Source organism: Actinoplanes sp. NPDC051537, from assembly GCF_055586105.1.
In genome coordinates this window covers 661,665-680,610 of record NZ_JBVJIU010000002.1, presented here as the reverse complement: position 1 = coordinate 680,610, position 18,946 = coordinate 661,665, and the positions used below count along the sequence as shown (strand labels likewise).

At 72.3% G+C, this 18,946-nt stretch carries 13 protein-coding genes, 1 tRNA gene and 1 pseudogene; 11 read left to right on the top strand and 4 right to left on the bottom strand.

Translation table 11 applies throughout. The annotated features are described in order from the left end of the window. Positions 1–124 precede the first annotated feature (124 nt). From ACZ6TB_RS06895 to ACZ6TB_RS06885, 3 genes and pseudogenes are all read left to right on the top strand, one after another. Positions 125–1,057, top strand: a pseudogene (locus ACZ6TB_RS06895) (FAD-dependent monooxygenase); the annotation flags it as partial. A 1-nt stretch (position 1,058) separates the two neighbouring features. Further along, complete coding sequence (locus ACZ6TB_RS06890; RefSeq protein WP_465551419.1) at positions 1,059–1,997, top strand: YhjD/YihY/BrkB family envelope integrity protein; 939 nt, start codon at positions 1,059–1,061, stop codon at positions 1,995–1,997. A gap of 34 nt (positions 1,998–2,031) precedes the next feature. Next, positions 2,032–3,864 carry a glycoside hydrolase family 15 protein gene (locus tag ACZ6TB_RS06885; RefSeq protein ID WP_465551417.1) on the top strand — a complete coding sequence of 611 codons (1,833 nt, stop codon included), beginning with the start codon at positions 2,032–2,034 and terminating at the stop codon, positions 3,862–3,864. 112 nt (positions 3,865–3,976) lie between these two features. Here ACZ6TB_RS06885 and ACZ6TB_RS06880 read toward each other — a convergent pair whose 3' ends face one another. Continuing rightward, positions 3,977–4,885: a GNAT family N-acetyltransferase gene (locus ACZ6TB_RS06880; protein WP_465551415.1), complete on the bottom strand. Its 909-nt coding sequence runs from the start codon at positions 4,883–4,885 to the stop codon at positions 3,977–3,979. A gap of 230 nt (positions 4,886–5,115) precedes the next feature. Here ACZ6TB_RS06880 and gltB point away from each other — a divergent pair, with 230 nt between their 5' ends. The 5 genes from gltB to ACZ6TB_RS06855 all read left to right on the top strand — a co-directional run bounded on the left by gltB (position 5,116) and on the right by ACZ6TB_RS06855 (position 14,512). After that, positions 5,116–9,669, top strand: a complete 4,554-nt coding sequence (gene gltB, locus ACZ6TB_RS06875) for a glutamate synthase large subunit (protein ID WP_465551413.1) — start codon at positions 5,116–5,118, stop codon at positions 9,667–9,669. Then, on the top strand, positions 9,662–11,134 hold the full coding sequence (locus ACZ6TB_RS06870; protein ID WP_465551411.1) for a glutamate synthase subunit beta: 1,473 nt from the start codon (positions 9,662–9,664) through the stop codon (positions 11,132–11,134). Before gltB ends, ACZ6TB_RS06870 begins: the two co-directional genes overlap by 8 nt. 28 nt (positions 11,135–11,162) lie before the next feature. Further along, entirely contained in the window at positions 11,163–11,900 is a 738-nt protein-coding gene (locus tag ACZ6TB_RS06865) for an MBL fold metallo-hydrolase (protein ID WP_465551409.1), read from the top strand. Between the two features lie 288 nt (positions 11,901–12,188). Beyond that, positions 12,189–13,625 (top strand): pyruvate kinase, encoded by a 1,437-nt coding sequence (pyk, locus tag ACZ6TB_RS06860; RefSeq protein ID WP_465551407.1) that lies wholly within the window; start codon positions 12,189–12,191, stop codon positions 13,623–13,625. Further along, positions 13,622–14,512 carry an acyl-CoA thioesterase gene (locus ACZ6TB_RS06855; protein WP_465551406.1) on the top strand — a complete coding sequence of 297 codons (891 nt, stop codon included), beginning with the start codon at positions 13,622–13,624 and terminating at the stop codon, positions 14,510–14,512. Before pyk ends, ACZ6TB_RS06855 begins: the two co-directional genes overlap by 4 nt. 82 nt (positions 14,513–14,594) lie before the next feature. Here the strand turns inward: ACZ6TB_RS06855 and ACZ6TB_RS06850 are convergent, their stop codons facing one another. After that, positions 14,595–15,377 carry a hypothetical protein gene (locus ACZ6TB_RS06850; RefSeq protein ID WP_465551404.1) on the bottom strand — a complete coding sequence of 261 codons (783 nt, stop codon included), beginning with the start codon at positions 15,375–15,377 and terminating at the stop codon, positions 14,595–14,597. Between the two features lie 199 nt (positions 15,378–15,576). On the opposite strand from ACZ6TB_RS06850, the gene ACZ6TB_RS06845 reads away from it, so the two are divergent. Then, entirely contained in the window at positions 15,577–16,146 is a 570-nt protein-coding gene (locus ACZ6TB_RS06845; protein WP_465551402.1) for an RNA polymerase sigma factor, read from the top strand. Positions 16,147–16,180: 34 nt separating this feature from the next. Beyond that, a complete protein-coding gene (locus tag ACZ6TB_RS06840) occupies positions 16,181–17,008 on the top strand; it encodes a hypothetical protein (RefSeq protein ID WP_465551400.1) in 828 nt (275 codons plus the stop codon). 126 nt (positions 17,009–17,134) lie between these two features. On the opposite strand, the gene ACZ6TB_RS06835 is transcribed toward ACZ6TB_RS06840, so the two are convergent. Continuing rightward, the gene (locus ACZ6TB_RS06835; RefSeq protein ID WP_465551398.1) at positions 17,135–17,893 is read right to left on the bottom strand and encodes a helix-turn-helix domain-containing protein; all 759 of its coding nucleotides are present in this window, start codon (positions 17,891–17,893) and stop codon (positions 17,135–17,137) included. 37 nt (positions 17,894–17,930) lie between these two features. Continuing rightward, positions 17,931–18,017, bottom strand: a tRNA-Leu gene (locus tag ACZ6TB_RS06830). A 128-nt stretch (positions 18,018–18,145) separates the two neighbouring features. On the opposite strand from ACZ6TB_RS06830, the gene ACZ6TB_RS06825 reads away from it, so the two are divergent. Continuing rightward, positions 18,146–18,769, top strand: a complete 624-nt coding sequence (locus ACZ6TB_RS06825; protein WP_465551396.1) for an ANTAR domain-containing response regulator — start codon at positions 18,146–18,148, stop codon at positions 18,767–18,769. Positions 18,770–18,946 lie beyond the last annotated feature (177 nt).

The following is an 18,946-nucleotide window of genomic DNA, read 5'->3' as shown; positions in this document are numbered from 1 at the left end:
TCGGCGGCGACCTCCCGGAACAGCGCAACATCGATACTCCGCGAGTACGCGGTGGCGCCACACGCGACGTTGTTCTCCTCCTCCCCCCACCCCCCCCCCCCCCCCCCCTCCCCCTCCCCCCCCCCCCTCCCCCCCCCCCCCCCCCCCGGCGCCGTGCGTGGTGCACCTGGAAGACCTGTACGACGCGCTGGTCGCCGGCCTCGGCGACCGGGTCGAGATCCGCACCGGCTTCGCCGTGACCACGGTGCGCACCGGGCGGCGGCAGCGGCCCGCGGTCGGCGACGGCCGCACGCTGATCGAGGCCGACCTGGTGGTGGCGGCCGACGGCATCGACAGCCCGGTGCGGCGGGCGCTGGCCCCCGAGTCGGCGGCGGTCGGCTCCGGCTTCGCCGCGTGGCAGGCGGTCATCCCCGGCTACCGGGTGCCCCGCCTCACCGCCGAGCAGCGGGCCGGCGGCGAGACGCTCGGCGCCGGCTACCGGTTCGTGTCCTTCCCGCTCGGCGAGCGCGCGGCCGGCAAGGGCGGCGTCTACTGGGTGGCCACCGCGGCCGGCGCGCCGCGGCCCGAGCCGCCCGCCACCCAGCTCGCCCTGCTGCGCCGGTGGTTCGCCGACTGGCACGCCCCGGTCGGCGACCTGCTCGAGGCGACCAGCCCCGACGACCTGCTGCCGCAGGAGGTGCGCGAGCTGCGTCCGCTGCCCCGGGCGTACGGCTTCCGCTCCGGCACCGGCGGCGTGGTGCTGCTCGGCGACGCGGCCCACGCCATGCCGCACCACCTGGGCCAGGGCGCGTGCCTCGCGTTCGAGGACGCGGCCACGCTGCGCTCGCTGACCGCCGACGCCGCGCCCGGTGATGGCCTGGGCACGGCCATCGAGGCGTACAGCAGGCTCCGCCGCCCCCGCACCACCACCGTGGTCCGGCAGACCCGCCGCATGTCGGCGGTCGTGCAGGCGCGTGGGCGTCTCGCCCTGCGCGCCCGGGACGCCGCCCTCAACCACATGCGGCCGCGCATCCTGGGCGGGCACGCCCAGGCGGCCGACTGGCTCCCCCCGGACTGACGTGCTCGCCCGCCTCGACCGGTTCCAGCGTGAACACGGCTGGATCGGGTTCCCCTATGCCGTCGTGCGCAAGTACCTCGACGACGACGGGCCCCGGCACGCCGCGCTGATCACCTACTACGGCTTCCTGAGCCTGTTCCCGCTGCTGCTGCTCGGCGTCGCGGTCGTCTCCCGGGTGCTGGCCACCAACGAGGCCCTGCGGCACGACCTGATCACCGCGATCGTCCCGCACGCCCTTCAGCCGACCGTCGAGGGCGCCGCCGGGACACTGCCGACGTCGCCGGTGGCGTTCATCATCGGCGTCGGCGGCCTGATCTACTCGGCGACCGGGGTGGTGTTCGCCGCCTACCGGACGGTCAACCACGTGGCCGGCGTTCCCTACCGCGCACTGCCCAACCCGATCGGCGCGTACGCGAGGGTGCTCTCCGTGGTGTTGCTGCTGCTCGCCGGCGTCGTCGCCGGCGGCGGCCTGGCCGTGGCCGGCGCCGCGGTGCCCGGCCTCGGAACGTTCGACCGCCTGCTGGCGGCGGCCGGCACCGGACTGTCGGCGTTCGCCGTGCTGTTGTTCGGCGTCCGCCTGCTGCTCCTGCGCCACGCGTCGCTCGCGGTGCTGTGGCGGCCGGCGGCCCTGGCCGCGCTGATCCTCGCGGTCGTGCTGCACGTGGGCGGCCCGTTGCTCACCCGGCTGGTCAAGAACGCCGGCCCGGTCTACGGCGCGTTCGCCACCGTGGCCGGCCTGTTCACGCTGCTCTACCTGGTCAGCCAGGCGCTGGTGCTGGTCGCCGAGATCGCCGCCGTGCGCCAGGCCCGGCTGTGGCCGCGCGCGCTGGACGCCGCCGACCCGGCCGAGGCCGACGCGCGGGCGCTGGCCCTGCTGGCCCGTGAGCAGGAGCGGATCCCCGGGCAGGTGATCGAGTCACGGATCATCCCCGGCGCATGATGCGCGCGGGGGCGGCGGGCCGAACGCTCGGGAGATGGCTGACTACCCGCTTATCGCCGAGCACGGGCTGATCGGCGACCTCCAGACCGCCGCGCTGATCGCCACCGATGGGTCGGTCGACTGGTTCTGCGCGCCCCGATTCGACTCGCCGAGCGTCTTCGGCGCGATCCTCGACGCCGACTCCGGCGGCTATTTCCGGATCTATCCGCCGCGTTGCGCGGAGCGCGCGAAGCAGTTGTACGTCCCGGACACCGCCGTCCTGGTGACCCGCTTCATGACGGCGGAGGGCGTCGGCGAGGTCGTCGACTTCATGCCGATCAGCGGCAAGACCCCGACCGACCGGCATCAACTCGTCCGGCTGGTCCGCTGCGTCCGGGGCACGATCACGTTCAAGGCGGACCTGGCGCCCCGCTTCGACTACGGCCGCGCCCCGCACTCGACCACGCTCACCGACGACGGCGCCGTCTTCGAGAGCGACGCCTACGCGATCACGGTGCACCTGGTCCGCGAGCCGGACGACGCGCATCTGGCCCGCACCTGGGTCGACGACGGCGGCGACGTGCACGCCGAGCTGACGCTGAGCGCCGGCGACCTGCGCGGCGTGATCCTGGAAACGGGCGTCGCCGGCCCGTTGCGGCGGGTCCGGGTGGCCGAGGCCCAGCGGCTGCTCGACGAGACCGTCCGCTACTGGACCACCTGGCTGGACCGTTCGACCTACACCGGCCGCTGGCGGGAGGCGGTGGAACGTTCGGCGATCACCCTCAAGCTGATGACGTACACCCCGACGGGTGGCCTGGTCGCGGCGCCGACCGCGGCGCTGCCCGAGCAGATCGGCGGCGAGCGGAACTGGGACTACCGCTACACCTGGGTCCGCGACTCGGCGTTCTCCGTCTACGCCCTGCTCGGCCTGGGCTTCACCGAGGAGGCCACCGACCTCGGCCGCTGGCTGGCCGACCGGGTCGACGAGCAGGTCGACGCCAAGGGCACCGGCCCGCTGCAGATCATGTACCGGGTCGACGGCAGCAGCGACCTGGTCGAGGAGACGCTCGACCACTGGGAGGGCTACCGCGGCTCGGCGCCGGTGCGGATCGGCAACGGCGCGGCCGGCCAGCTCCAGCTCGACATCTACGGCGAGGCGATGGACAGCCTCTGGTTCGCCGACCGGCACGGCGCCGCCGCCGGCCACCGCGGCTGGCGCAAGATCTGCGACCTGCTGGGCTGGCTCTCCGACAACTGGGATCAGCCGGAGGAGGGCATCTGGGAGACCCGCGGCGGCCGGCAGGACTTCACCTACGGGCGGCTGATGAGCTGGGTGGCGCTCGACCGCGGCATCCGGCTGGCCACCGAGCACGGCCGGCCCGCGCCGCTGCCGCGCTGGCTGCGTGAGCGGGACGCCATCTACGACCAGATCATGCAGCTCGGCTGGAGCCCGTCGCGCCAGGCGTTCCGCCAGCACTACGAGACCGACGTGCTCGACTCGTCGCTGCTGCGCATGTCGAGCTGCGGCTTCATCGCGCCGACCGACCCGATGTGGCTCTCCACACTCGACGCGATGGCCGGCGAGCTGGTCTCCGACAGCCTGGTCTACCGCTACGACCCGGCCGCGTCCCCCGACGGCCTGAGCGGCGGCGAGGGCACGTTCTCGCTGTGCACCTTCAACTACGTGGAGGCCCTGGCCCGCTCGGGCCGGCTCACCGAGGCCCGGCTGACCTTCGCGAAGATGCTCACCTACGCCAACCACCTCGGCCTCTACTCCGAGGAGATCGCCCTGACCGGCGAGCAGATCGGCAACTTCCCGCAGGCCTTCACCCACCTGGCCCTGATCAACTCGGCACTGGTCCTGGACGACGCCCTGAACCGTGCGTGACCCCTTTGCTCTGCTCACCTATACGCGCGCCGGGACGGGCGTCGGGAGCTCTGCTCACCTGTACGCGCGCCGGGACGGGCGTCGGGAGCTCTGCTCACCTATACGCGCGGCCTCAGAGCGGCGTGGCGGCCGGCTCGGCGATGCAGGCCGTGCCGACGCGGCGGAAGCCGACCTTCGTGTAGAGGCGGGCCACGTCGTCGTCGCCGGCCGACAGGAAGATCAGCGGGACGCCGTCGTGCAGGGCCCGGCGGGCCAGCACGGCGGTGAGCTGGGAGGCGTAGCCGCGGCCGCGCGCGGTCGGCAGGGTCGCCACGCCGGCGATCTCGGCCACGTCGCCCTCGCGCATCAGGGCGCCGGTGGCCAGGATGCCCTCGGCCGGGGAGACCGCGACCGCCGTGCGGTAGCCGCCGGTGGCGGCCCGCTGCCGGAAGCCGTCGACCAGGGCGTCGCTCAGCGTCTCGAGGGCGGCGTCGCGCTGGGCGGGGCCGGCCGGCTCGATCGTCAGGGCGGTCTCGACCGGCGTCACGGCCTCGGCCGCCACGGCGGCGACCTCCTCCAGCGGCGTGGCGTGCGGCGGGTTGCCGAACGCGAGCTGGGCCACGGCGCGCGAGGCGGCGAGGTCGGTGGCGTACGTCTCGGCCGACGGGTCGAGCAGCGAGATCGCCGCGCCGCGCACCGGCAGGTCGGGGACCAGCGCGGCCGGGTCGAGCACCAGCAGTGGGGCGAGCAGCACGTCGAGGCCGGCCGACCGGGCCACGGCGAGCAGGTCGGGCGAGTTCTCGTGCACCCACTCGAACGCCTCGGGGATGCCCAGCTCTCGTTGCCGGCGTCGCGCGGCAGTAATATCGGCGGCAGAAGGCGTCTCCGCCCCTATCCGGGGCCGGGCGTAGTAGGGCCACCCCTCGCCCTCGCGGACGAAGAGCACAAGCCCCCCGAAGTCCTCCACACGTGCGTAGGGTCGGGGGAGAGCGTCATAGAACCGCTCGAGCCTGACGAAGACGTCGGATTCCGGTAGCGCCACCGCGCGAGACTACCGAATGGCGCAACGAAGCGCCTTCCATAAGAGCGAGCATCCGCTGCCGAAAAGGCGAACGTAGCAAATGATGTCGATGCGTGCCGGTTCGACCCGATCCAAGTGTGATCCATCCGAACTGGCGGAGATCGGTGCTCCTTAACGTAGACTCTAGAGACTTTGCAGGGCCGACGTCGTCCCGACCTTGATCTGAAACACCAGAGACGACAGGAGGCCCGGTGGCATATCCGCACCCCCAGGGGCTTTACGACGCGTCTGCCGAGCGTGACGCCTGCGGCGTGGCCTTCGTGGCCGACCTGCACGGACGCCGCTCCCACGACGTGGTTGCCAAGGGCCTGTCGGCGCTGATCCGCCTCGACCACCGGGGCGCCCGCGGCGCCGAGCAGAACACCGGCGACGGCGCCGGCATCATGATCCAGGTCCCGGACGCGTTCTACCGCGCGGTCGCCGGTTTCGACCTGCCCGCGGCCGGCTCGTACGCGACCGGCCTGGTCTTCCTGCCGAACGACGCCGAAGAGGCGGCCCGCGCCACCAAGATCTTCGAGAAGTACGCGCTGGTCGAGGGCGGCGAGGTGCTCGGCTGGCGGGACGTGCCGGTCGACCCGGACGGCCTGGGCGCCTCCGCCGACGAGGCCCGCCCCGCGATCAAGCAGGTGTTCCTCGCGGCACACCGGCTCACCGACACGCCGGCCGGCGCCAAGGACGAGCCGCTGTCCGGCCTCGAGCTCGACCGGGTCGTGTTCACGATCCGCAAGCAGGCCGAGCGGGAGTCGTCGCAGCGCGGCGTCGGCGCGTACTTCCCCTCGCTGTCCTCGCGGACGATCACCTACAAGGGCATGCTCACGCCCGACCAGCTGCCGGCGTTCTTCCCGGACCTGACCGACGAGCGGGTCGCCAGCGCGATCGCCCTGGTGCACTCCCGGTTCTCGACGAACACGTTCCCGTCGTGGCCGCTGGCCCATCCGTACCGCTTCATCGCGCACAACGGCGAGATCAACACCATCCGCGGCAACAAGAACTGGATGGCCGCCCGCGAGGCGCTGCTGCAGTCGAAGGTGCTGCCCGGCAACATCAAGCGGCTGTTCCCGATCAACACGCCCGAGGCGTCCGACTCGGCGAGCTTCGACGAGGTGCTCGAGCTGCTGCACCTGGCCGGGCGCACGCTGCCGCACGCGATGCTCATGATGATCCCCGAGGCGTGGGAGAACGACCCGGGGATGGAGCCGAAGCGGCGCGCGTTCTACCGCTTCCACGCCTCGCTGATGGAGCCGTGGGACGGGCCGGCCGCGGTCGCGTTCACCGACGGCACCCAGATCGGCGCGGTCCTCGACCGCAACGGCCTGCGTCCGGGCCGCTGGTGGCACACCGCCGACGGCCTGGTCGTGCTCGGCTCCGAGGCCGGCGTGCTCGACCTCGACCCGGCCACGGTGGTCGCCAAGGGCCGGCTCCAGCCCGGCAAGATGTTCCTGGTCGACACCGCCGCGGGCCGGATCGTGCACGACGACGAGATCAAGGCCGGGCTCGCCGCCGCCGAGCCGTACGACGAGTGGCTGCACGCCGGTCTGATCAACCTCGTCGACCTGCCGCCGCGCGAGCACGTCATCTACACGCACGACTCGGTGACCCGCCGCCAGCAGGTGTTCGGCTACTCCGAGGAGGAGCTGAAGATCCTGGTGGCGCCGATGGCCCGGACCGGCGCCGAGCCGCTGGGCTCGATGGGCACCGACACGCCGATCTCGCCGCTGTCGACCCGGCCGCGGCTGCTGTTCGACTACTTCCACCAGCTGTTCGCGCAGGTCACCAACCCGCCGCTGGACGCGATCCGGGAGGAGCTGGTCACCAGCCTGTCGTCCACGCTCGGCCCCGAGGCCAACCTGCTGGACCCGGGCCCGGCGTCCTGCCGGCAGATCGTGCTGCCGTACCCGATCCTCGACAACGACGACCTGGCCAAGCTGCTGTCGATCGACGAGGACGGCGACCTGCCCGGTTTCAAGGCGGTGCGGGTCTCCGGCCTCTATCCGCTGCGGGACGGCGCCCACGGCATCAAGGCCCGGCTCACCCAGATCTGCCGACATGTGTCGGAGGCGATCGAGGACGGCGTACGCATCCTGGTCCTGTCCGACCGGGACTCCAACGCGGACCTCGCGCCGATCCCGTCGCTCCTGCTCACCGCGGCGGTTCACCAGCATCTGGTACGCGAGCAGACCCGCACCCAGGTGGCGCTGGTGGTCGAGTCCGGTGACTGCCGCGAGGTGCACCACGCCGCCACGCTGATCGGCTTCGGCGCCGCCGCGGTCAACCCGTACCTGGCCTTCGAGTCGGTCGACGACCTGATCGCCACCGGGACGCTCGCCGGCCTCGACCCGCGGCTCGCGGTGCGCAACTACGTCAAGGCGCTCGGCAAGGGCGTCCTGAAGATCATGTCGAAGATGGGCATCTCGACCGTCTCGTCGTACTGCGGCGCCCAGGTCTTCGAGGCCGTCGGGCTCGACAACAAGCTGCTCCAGCGCTACTTCGCCGGCACCAGCGGGCGGATCGGCGGCTCCGGGCTCGCCGAGATCCACGCCGAGGTGAAGGCGCGGCACGAGAAGGCGTACCCGGCGAACCCGGCCGAGCGCACCCACCGCCGCCTCGAGGTCGGCGGCGAGTACCAGTGGCGCCGCGAGGGCGAGCTGCACCTGTTCAACCCCGAGACGGTGTTCCTGCTCCAGCACGCGACCCGCTCGCGCCAGTACGACGTCTTCCTGAAGTACACGGAGAAGGTCGACCAGCTGGCGGCCGAGGCCGGGTCGCTGCGCGGGCTCTTCGAGTTCCGCAACGACCGCACGCCGGTTCCGCTGGACGAGGTCGAGCCGGCGTCGGCGATCGTGAAGCGGTTCGCCACCGGCGCCATGTCGTACGGCTCGATCTCGGCCGAGTCGCACGAGACCCTCGCGATCGCCATGAACCGGCTCGGCGGCAAGTCGAACACCGGCGAGGGCGGCGAGGACGTCGAGCGCCTCTACGACCCGGAGCGGCGCTCGGCGGTGAAGCAGATCGCCTCCGGTCGTTTCGGCGTGACCAGCGAGTACCTGGTGAACGCGGACGACCTGCAGATCAAGATGGCGCAGGGCGCGAAGCCGGGCGAGGGCGGTCAGCTGCCGGGCAACAAGGTGTGGCCGTGGATCGCCAAGACCCGGCACGCCACCCCCGGCGTCGGCCTCATCTCGCCGCCGCCGCACCACGACATCTACTCGATCGAGGACCTCGCGCAGCTGGTCCACGACCTCAAGATGGTCAACCCGGCGTCCCGGGTGCACGTCAAGCTGGTCAGCGAGATCGGCGTGGGCACGGTCGCGGCCGGCGTCGCGAAGCTCAAGGCCGACGTCATCCTGATCTCCGGCCACGACGGCGGCACCGGCGCGTCCCCGCTGAACTCGCTCAAGCACGCCGGCTCCCCGTGGGAGCTGGGCCTGGCCGAGGCGCAGCAGACGCTGCTGCTCAACCGGCTGCGCGACCGGGTCACCGTGCAGGTCGACGGTCAGCTCAAGACCGGCCGGGACGTGGTGATCGCGGCCCTGCTCGGGGCCGAGGAGTTCGGCTTCGCGACGGCGCCGCTGATCGTGTCGGGCTGCATCATGATGCGGGTCTGCCACCTGGACACCTGCCCGGTCGGCATCGCCACGCAGAACCCGGTGCTGCGCGAGCGCTTCACCGGCAAGCCCGAGTTCGTCGAGAACTTCTTCCTGTTCCTGGCCGAGGAGGTCCGGGGCTACCTGGCCGCGCTCGGGTTCCGGAGCATCGACGAGGCGATCGGCCACGCCGAGGTGCTCGACGTCCGGCCGGCCGTCGACCACTGGAAGGCGCACGGCCTCGACCTGGCCCCGGTGCTGTTCGTGCCGGAGCTGCCCGAGGGCGCGGCCCGCCGCGGCATCGTGGCCCAGGACCACGGCCTCGACAAGGCGCTCGACAACAAGCTCATCGAGCTGGCCCAGCCCGCCCTCACCGGCGGCGACAAGGTCAGCGAGGAGCTGCCGGTCCGCAACGACCAGCGCAGCGTCGGCGCCATGCTCGGCGGCGAGGTCACCCGCCGCTTCGGCGGGGCCGGGCTGCCCGACGACACGATCACGTTCACCCTGCGCGGCACCGGCGGGCAGTCGTTCGCCGCGTTCCTGCCGCACGGCGTCACCCTGCGGCTCATCGGCGACACCAACGACTACGTCGCCAAGGGTCTCTCCGGCGGCCGGGTGGCGGTGCGGCCGGACGAGGCGGCGCCGTTCGTGGCCGAGGACAACATCGTCGCCGGCAACACCATCCTGTACGGCGCGACGGCCGGCGAGCTGTTCCTGCGCGGCCGGGCCGGCGAGCGGTTCGCGGTGCGCAACTCGGGCGCCGCCGCCGTCGTCGAGGGCGTGGGCGACCACGGCTGCGAGTACATGACCGGCGGCACCGTGGTGGTGCTCGGCCCGACCGGGCGCAACTTCGCGGCCGGCATGAGCGGCGGCACCGCCTTCGTGCTCGACCTGGTGCCGACCCGGGTCAACCCCGAGCTGGTCGACCTGACCCCGCTCACCCCGGACGAGCAGAACGTGCTGCGCGGCCTGGTGGGCAAGCACCTGGCCGAGACCGGCTCGTCGGTCGCCGACAAGCTGCTGGCCGACTGGCCGGCCGCGGTCGAGCGGTTCACCGCCGTGGTGCCGCGCGACTACAAGCGCGTGATGGAGCTGATCAGGACCGCCGAAGCCGCCGGTCGCAACGTCGACGAGGCGGTCATGGGGGTCAAGGGTGCCTGATCCGAACGGTTTTCTCCGCTACGAGCGGCAGCTGCCCAAGCGGCGCCCGGTGCCGGTGCGCATCCGGGACTGGCGGGAGGTCTACCCGCCGGCCGGCGAGGAGCTGATCCGCGACCAGGCCACCCGCTGCATGGACTGCGGCATCCCGTTCTGTCACGAGGGCTGCCCGCTGGGCAACCGCATCCCGGACTGGAACGACCTGGTGCGGACCGGGGCGTGGCAGGCGGCGTCCGAGGCGCTGCACGCCACCAACAACTTCCCGGAGTTCACCGGGCGGCTGTGCCCGGCGCCGTGCGAGGCCGCGTGCGTGCTCGGCATCTCCGACGACCCGGTCACCATCAAGCAGGTCGAGGTCGAGATCGCCAACCACGCGTTCGACCTCGGCTACGTGACGCCGCAGCCGGCGCCCGCCGCGTCCGGCTTCAAGGTCGCGGTGGTCGGCTCCGGCCCGGCCGGCCTGGCCGCCGCCCAGCAGCTGGCCCGCGCCGGGCACGCGGTGACGGTCTTCGAGCGCGACGACCGGATCGGCGGCCTGCTGCGGTACGGCATCCCCGACTTCAAGATCGAGAAAGAGGTCGTGGACGCCCGGCTCGCCCAGATGGAGGCCGAGGGTGTGGTCTTCCAGACCGGCGTGAACGTGGGCGCCGACATCACCGCCGACGACCTGCGCGAGCGGTTCGACGCGGTGCTGCTGGCCGCCGGCGCGCTGGCCGGCCGGGACACCCCGTCGACCCCCGGCCGCGACCTGCGCGGCGTGCACATGGCCATGGAGCACCTGGTGCCGGCCAACCGGATCGTCGCGGGCCTGCAGGACACCACGCCGATCGACGCCGCCGGCAAGCACGTCGTCATCATCGGCGGCGGCGACACCGGCGCCGACTGCCTCGGCGTCGCCCACCGCCAGGGCGCGGCCAACGTGATCCAGCTCGACCAGTACCCGCTGCCGCCCGCGGCCCGCGCCGCCGAGCAGCAGCCGTGGCCGACCTGGCCGGTGATCCTGCGCAACTACCCGGCCCACGAGGAGGGCGGCGACCGGGTCTTCGGCGTGGCCGTGCAGGAGTTCACCGGCGACGGGGACGGCAACGTCACCGCGGTGCGCGTCGCCGACGTCGTGGTCGAGCGCATCGACGGCGTCCGCACGGTCACCGTGACCCCCGGCTCGGAGCGCGACCTGCGCGCCGACCTGGTGCTTCTGGCGATCGGCTTCGAGGGCACCGAGCAGCAGCCGCTGCTCGAGCAGTTCGGCATCGGCCGCAACCGCCGCGGCGTGCTCGACGCCGACGGCACCTGGCAGACCGAGGCCGAGGGTGTCTTCGTGGCCGGCGACATGCACCGCGGCGCCTCGCTCATCGTCTGGGCGATCGCCGAGGGCCGGTCCGCCGCCGCCGCGATCCACGACTACCTGGGCGCGAAGGGCGACCTGCCGGCGCCGGTCCCGGCCCACGCCCAACCGCTGAGCGCCTGACCCGCACCGCCCGGCCTACCGTGGTCCCATGAGAATCACGGTGCTGGGCGGGGCGGGGGCGTTTCCCGAGCCGGAGCGTGGCTGCAGCGGCTATCTGCTGCGGCACGACGGGTTCACGCTGCTCATCGACCCCGGATACGCGACTCACCACGCGCTGCTCACCCACGTCGCGCCCGGCGACGTGGACGCGGTCCTGATCACGCACGGGCATCCGGACCACTGCGCCGACCTGCATCCGCTGCTGCGCTCGCGGGCGATGACCGGGGTGCCGGGACCGCTGCCGGTGCACGCGCCGGCCGGGGCGCTCGACGCGGTGCTGCGGCTGGACGACCCGGCCACGCTCGCCGGCGCCTACCGGGTCGACGACCTGCCGATGCCGGGCCGGCTGACGGTCGGGCCGCTGGTCGTGGAGACCGTGCCGCTGCCGCATTTCCTGCCGAACGCGGGGGTGCGCGTCGCGGCCGGGGGCGTGCGGGTCGCCTACACCGGGGACAGCGGCGACAAGGGCGCGTTCACCGAGCTGGCGTCGGGGGCCGACCTGCTGATCGCGGAGGCCACGCACGCCACGTCGCTGCCGCCGCGGATGGTGGGCAACCTCGGCACGGCGGAGTCGGCGGGGGAGTTCGCCGCACGGGCGGGGGTGCGGGAGCTGTGGCTGACGCATCTGTGGCCGGGCAGCGATCACGCGGAGCACCTGGCGGCCGCGCGGAAGGGCTATTCGGGGCCGGCCACCGTCGCGGTGCCGGGGCTGGAATGGGAAGGCTGACCCATCGCGTCGCGCGAGAGGCGCGTCCTCGGCGTCTCGCCGTGCTTGGCTCGCGCTGGTCGAGGCGGGACGGCCGGCGATGCGGGTGGGGAACGCTCCCAAATCCCGTATCACTGAATGCTTCGGAATTGCCGCCCGATAAGCTGTTGGCCGCGCGGTCGCCGACGCCCGCTCGTGGCCCTCGTGCGCCCGCTGACCCGCCCGCGGATGCGAACCAGACGGCCCGCCAGATTTCATCCCTGTGACGGGGGTCGGCCGCCGGGCCGATTCGAAAGAGAGACTAGCCTGATGGCTGTGACACGCCGCGTAAAGATCGTCTGCACCATGGGTCCCGCCACCGCATCCACCGAGCGCATGCTCGGGCTCGTCGAGGCGGGCATGGACGTGGCCCGCCTGAACTTCAGCCACGGCAGCCACGAGGACCACCAGAAGGTGTACGACCTCGTGCGCGAAGCCGCCCGCCAGACCGGGCGCGCCGTGGCGGTTCTCGCCGACCTGCAGGGCCCGAAGATCCGCCTGGGCAAGTTCGCCAACGGGCCGCACATGTGGAGCACCGGGGACCTGGTGACCATCACCAGCGACGACATCCTCGGCACCCCCGACCGGGTGTCCTGCACGTACAAGAAGCTGCCGCAGGAGGTCAAGGTCGGCGACCGGCTGCTCATCGACGACGGCAAGGTGGCCGTCGAGGTCGCCGCCGTCGAGGGCAACGACATCCGCTGCCTGGTCATCGAGGGCGGCCCGGTCAGCAACAACAAGGGCGTCTCGCTGCCCAACGTCGCGGTGAGCGTGCCCGCGATGAGTGACAAGGACGAGGAAGACCTGCGGTTCGCGCTCGGTCTCGGCGTCGACCTGATCGCGCTGTCGTTCGTGCGCTCGCCCGACGACATCAAGCTCGTGCACGCGATCATGGCCGAGGAGGGCCGCACGGTCCCGGTCATCGCCAAGGTCGAGAAGCCCGAGGCGGTCGACCACCTCGAGCAGATCGTGCTCGCCTTCGACGGCGTCATGGTCGCCCGCGGCGACCTCGGCGTCGAGCTGCCCCTCGACCAGGTGCCGCTGGTGCAGAAGCGCGCCGTGCAGCTCTGCCGGGAGAACGCGAAGCCGGTCATCGTCGCCACCCAGATGCTCGACTCGATGATCGAGAACTCGCGCCCGACCCGGGCCGAGGCCTCCGACGTCGCCAACGCGGTGCTCGACGGCACCGACGCGGTCATGCTCTCCGGCGAGACGTCGGTCGGCAAGTACCCGGTGCTCACGGTCAGCACGATGGCCAAGATCGTGTCGACCACCGAGGCCGGCTCGATCCCGGTCCCGCGCCTGCAGCACGACCCGCGCACCCACGGCGGCGCGCTCACCGTGGCCGCCTCGCAGATCGCCCGCAACATCGGGGCCAAGGCGCTGGTCGCGTTCTCGCAGACCGGCGACACCGTCCGCCGCCTCTCCCGGCTGCACTGCGAGCTCCCGCTCTACGCGTTCACCCCGGTCCCCGCGGTGCGCGACCAGCTGGCGTTGAGCTGGGGCGTCGAGACGTTCCTCACCGACTTCGTGCAGCACACCGACGACATGTTCCGTCAGGTGGACGCCAAGATGCTCGGCCTCGGCCTGGCCAAGCCCGGCGACTTCGTGGTCGTCGTGGCCGGCTCCCCGCCGAACGCGCCCGGCTCCACCAACACGCTGCGCGTGCACCAGCTCGGATCGCTCGTCGACCCGGCCACGGTGTGACCTTGCCGCTGTCCGGACAGGCCGCCGTCGACCAGCTCCTCGGTCTTCTCGATCTGGAGCAGGTCGACGCGGCCACGTTCGTCGGCGAGAGCCCGCAGACCGGCGCCCAGCGCGTCTTCGGCGGCCAGGTCGCCGGCCAGGCCCTGGTCGCGGCCGGCCGCACCGTCGACCCGGCCCGCACGGTGCACTCCCTGCACGGCTACTTCGTGCGCCCCGGCGACCCGACCGAGCCGATCGAGTTCACCGTCGAGACCATCCGCGACGGCCGGTCGTTCTCGGTCCGCCGCTCGGTGGCGCAGCAGCACGGCCGCACGATCTTCTTCATGTCGGCGTCCTTCCAGGTCCACGAGGAAGGCCTCGACCACTACCTCCCGGCGCCGGTCGGCGTGCCCGGCCCCGACGAGGTACCGACCATGACCGACTGGATCTCGCGGTACCCCAGCCGCGCCGGCAACTTCGCGGCCGCCCCGCGCGGCATCGACGTGCGGTACGTGGGCGTGCCCGGCTGGGTGCCGCCCGGCGACCGGGTGGCCGAGGAGCAGCAGCGGGTGTGGATGCGCATCGACGGCAAGCTGCCCGACGACCCGCTGATCCACGCCTGCGCGCTGACCTACGCGTCCGACCTGTCCCTGCTCGACGCGGTGCTCTCGGCGCACGGCGAGGTGTGGGGTCCGGGCGGCGTCATCGGGGCCAGCCTCGACCACGCGCTGTGGATGCACCGGCCGTTCCGCGCCGACGAGTGGTTCCTCTACGACTGCACCAGCCCGTCCGCGAGCGGCAGCCGCGGCCTGGCCACCGGGCGCATGTTCACCCGCGACGGCCGGCACATCGCCAGCGCCGTCCAGGAGGGCCTGCTGCGCCGGGTAGGCGAGCGCCTGCCCCGGTGAGTTTGCCCCGCTGAACGGGATCCCCGGCCTGGCGACCGGCCGTTTTGTCGGGATCCCGCTCAGCGAGGTGGGGACACATTCCTCAGTGATGCTTCTCGGCCGCCTGCTCGGCGCCTTCCGGGGTGTCCGGCACGACCGGCATCTCGTCCGGCTCGGTCCGGACGCCGGTCCCGGTCACCCCCGCCTGGGCGATCATCGTGTCCAGATCCTTGGTGGTCCGCAGCACCTCGTCGTGGAACGCCTTCGGGTCGGCCCGATGCTTCGCCGCCGGCGCCTCGAAATCCGACAAACCCGCGGAATAGCCCGCGACGCCTGCCTCGCGCTCCGGTGACAACTGCAAAACCTCATGCGCCCGTACGCCGGAAACCTCCCGCAATCGCAGAGCGGTCACCAGATCGGCCACCGCCCGCAGCAGGCCGAGCCCGCCGAGCAGCATGATCATCGGGTCGGCGTCACGGGCCAGCGGTCCGGCCGCGTAGAAGCCGAGACCGGCCTGGGTGACGCCGAGCGCCATCATGACGCCCCACGTGCGGTCCGTGCCCCGGTTCATCGTCGACACCGCGACGTCCAGCGCCCCGCGCACCATCAGGAACCAGCCGACCAGCGCCGCCGGCGTCGTCCACGTCGCGTCCTGGTCCAGCAGCAACAGCACCGCGGTCGCCACGAACAGGGCGGACATGCCGGCGTTCAGCCACCAGGTCCGGGTGCCGGCCAGCGCCCGCACGGCCTCGGTCAGCGCCCCGAAGAGAACCACCGGCCCGGCCACCGCCGCCACCCCCGCCGGCTCCAGCCGCAGCACGCTCCACGAGATCGCCAGCCACGCCACCCCCGCGAACATCAGAAAGCCCCACATGCTGTCACGCACAACCCGCAGGGGAGAGGAACCCGACCACAACATGGAGCCTCCAGCGAAGGTGTCCCTGCCATGACAACATCCCTCGTTCGGGCCGACCGGCGGTTCGGGCAGATTCACAGCGCGCCACCAGGGACGTGTTCGGGCCGCGGCCGTGCGGGGTAAGAGGCGCACAACCGCCCACCCTGGCGCCGACCCCCGGAGCCCGCCCGTGCGACGCCCCAGCCCCGCCGAACCGGACCTCGAGCACGCCCTCCGCGCCGCTCAGGACGGCGACCCACACGGGTTCGCCCTCCTCTGGCGCGGCCTGCAGCCCGCCGTCCTGCGCTACCTGCGCGTCGTCATCGGCGACCACGCCGAGGACGCCGCCAGCGAGACGTGGCTGCAGGTCATCCGCGACCTCGACCGCTTCCGCGGCGACCTGGCCGACTTCCGTGGCTGGCTGTTCCGCATCGCCCGGCACCGCGCCCTCGATGAGCGCCGCCGCCGGCGGCCCACCCCCGCCACCGGGATCGACGGCGTCGCGCCCGATGCGGCCACCGCCGCCCTCGAAGGGGTCAGCACCGACTGGGCGCTGCACCTGATCGCCAGCCTTCCCAGCGACCAGGCCGAGGCGGTCATGCTGCGCATCGTCGCCGGCCTCGACGTGGCCGCCACCGCCCGCATCCTCGGCAAGCGCCCCGGCGCCGTCCGCATCGCCACCATGCGCGGGTTACGGCGCCTCGCGACCTACCCCCAGGTCAAGGACCGGGCCACCGGCATCGCGGCGGGGGAGGTGTAACGCAATGCGGACCCCACGCGCTCTTCTCCATGCGATGCGCACCCGGAGAACCCACCGCATCGGCCCCGCCGAGGCCGACCGACTGGTCGCCGGCGACCATCCCGGACCTTCACACGCCGCACTTGACGAGCTGCTCGCGGCCGCACGCGCCCCTGCCACGGCCGAGGAGCTCAAGGGCGAGAAGGCCGCGGTCGCCGCCTTCACCGCGCATCGCAGACGTGCTGCCCGAGTCGCCCGGCACCCGGCGAGGATGCGGACCGCTGTCGTGACCGCCGCGGCCGGTCTGGCTCTCCTCATCCTCGGCGGGACCGCCGTCGCGGCCCGCACCGGCAACCTCCCTCAGGGGGCCCAGCAGCACGCGCACCGCCTGTTCTCGGCGCTGGGCGTACCGGCGCCGAGAACAGGCTCCCCGTCCCCGGCGCCGTCGTCGTCCCGGTCTCCGTCCCCCACCCCGTCCGCGTCCTCGTCCGCCCTCCCGATCGTGGCCCTGGGCTGGTGCGACACGTGGGGGCGAGGAGCGTCGATGAGCAGCGAGAACCGGCGGAAGCTCGAGGTCGCGGCCGGGGGGAAGGACGGGATCGACCGGTATTGCGCCGATTTGCGGAAGTCGGCGTCGGCCGGGCCGAAGGGGGCGCCGAAGGCGCCTGTCGCGTCGCCACCGGCCCCGTCGGCCCCATCGTCCGGCGCCACGTCGTCGCCCTCACCCGCGCCCTCGTCGTCGTCCCCCGGGGAGGAGACGCCGGCTCCGGCGGAGAAGCCGACCGCGTTGCCGAACGGCGGGCCGGCCGCCCCGCCGCCGACCGGGGCCCCGCCCCCGCCGCCCGGGGCGGAGAAGGCCGGGCCGCCGACGCCCGCGTCGTGAGCGCTACGTCACATACGTGAGTGACATTCACGCGCGCGCCGCGAGGGTCCGTTAACGGAAAGTGGTCGGCCGCGCCCGTTTACCACCGGCGAGGATGTGGGATCGGGCAAGATCGGCCAGGCCCGCTCACCATTTGGGCCCGACGAACACGTCCAGCCGGGCCACCGCCTCCCGCCGCGCCACCGACAGCATGTTGGGACGGCACATCCGCCAGCCGACGCCCAGTCGATCGAGCGATTCCTGGCAGAGGCGCATGATGTCGGCCGATTCGTTGGAGAAGTTGTACCGCGGATATTCGTAGGTCTTTCCGCGACGTCGAATTCGATTCGTAACCCGGCAGCCATCCGAGTGAAATAGGCCGCGCAAAAGGTCGCCGGGCCGACGGTCGATGATCGGTATTTGCCAATCGGCCAGATATATCGGCCGATGATGTTTGTGCCCGGGCCCGTGTTGCGGCAGCAGGCAGGGCCAGTGCCGGGAGTAGCTCTGCACGCCGACACAGCCCTGCTTCTGGACTCGTTGGACACTCCGCGCGAGCACGGCGAGCATCGCGGCCTCGCACTCCTTGATCAATCCGGGCCAGGCGTCGGCGCAGTAGACCCGGAGGACCGGCACGCGCGCCGACGTGACCAGGTGGCCGTCTCCGAGGTAAAGACCGAGGAGATAGGCGTAGGCCCCTTGATCGTCCGGCGGGCGGGGCGGATCCGTGCATCGTGGACACCGGGGCGGCTCGGCGTCGAGCTCGGCGCGACGGCGCGCCCGGTCGCCGTAGAACCAATGGCCGACGGTATTTCGGGACAGCCCGAGAATCTCGCAGATATCGCGGAAAGGAACGCCTTGCGCGCGGAGTCGCAATGCGTATTGGCGAACGTGAGGCGGATGCATGCCCCCCATCCTCGGACGGGGGTATGACAGTTTCTTGTGGTGCCGGGGACGGGATTCGAACCCGCATGTCCTCTCGGACAGATGATTTTGAGTCATCCGCGTCAGCCGATTGCGCCACCCCGGCGTTGCCCGGGCGCCGTGTGGCAAGGTCACGCTGACCCAAGCAGGGGACAGCCTACCTACTAGGCTTAGGGAGGCGGTACCCACATACCGGGGTGTCGCGACTTCAGGAGTCTTGGGGGTAGGGGTTCCGTGGCCGACACGCAGGCTGGGGCCGATCGCAAGCGGGTGCTGATCGCCGAGGACGAGGCACTCATCCGTCTGGACCTGGCCGAGATGCTGGTCGAAGAGGGCTACGACGTGGTCGGCGAGGCCGGTGACGGCGAGACCGCCGTCCGCCTGGCCGAGGATCTCCGCCCGGACCTGGTCATCCTCGACATCAAGATGCCGATCATGGATGGGCTGGCGGCCGCCGAGCGGATCGCCGGCGGACGGATCGCGCCGGTGGTCATCCTGACCGCGTTCAGCCAGCGTGATCTGGTCGAGCGGGCGCGCGCCGCGGGGGCGATGGCCTACCTGGTCAAGCCGTTCCAGAAGTCCGACCTGGTGCCGGCGGTCGAGATCGCCCTCTCCCGGTACGCGGAGATCGCCGCCCTGGAGTCCGAGGTGGCGGGGCTGACCGACCGTCTGGAGACGCGCAAGTCGGTCGAGCGGGCCAAGGGCGAGCTGATGACCAAGTACCAGATGACCGAGCCGCAGGCGTTCAAGTGGATCCAGCGGACGGCGATGGACCACCGGATGACCATGCGTGAGGTGGCCGACCGGATTCTGGCGGAGAGTCAGGAGGCGGGCGGCGCGCAGCCGGCCACCAGTTGACCGCGGCGTAACACTCATGTTGTAACACCTCCTCCTGCCTGGGAATGAGCAGACGTAACGGTTCGGTGAAAGCCCGATCGAAGTCTTTTGGCAGGCCCGGAACCTGGGATAGCGTCCCGCCCCATGACGGGCGCAGTGTGGCCGTGGGCACACGCAAGTGCCAATCGGCCAGCGGTG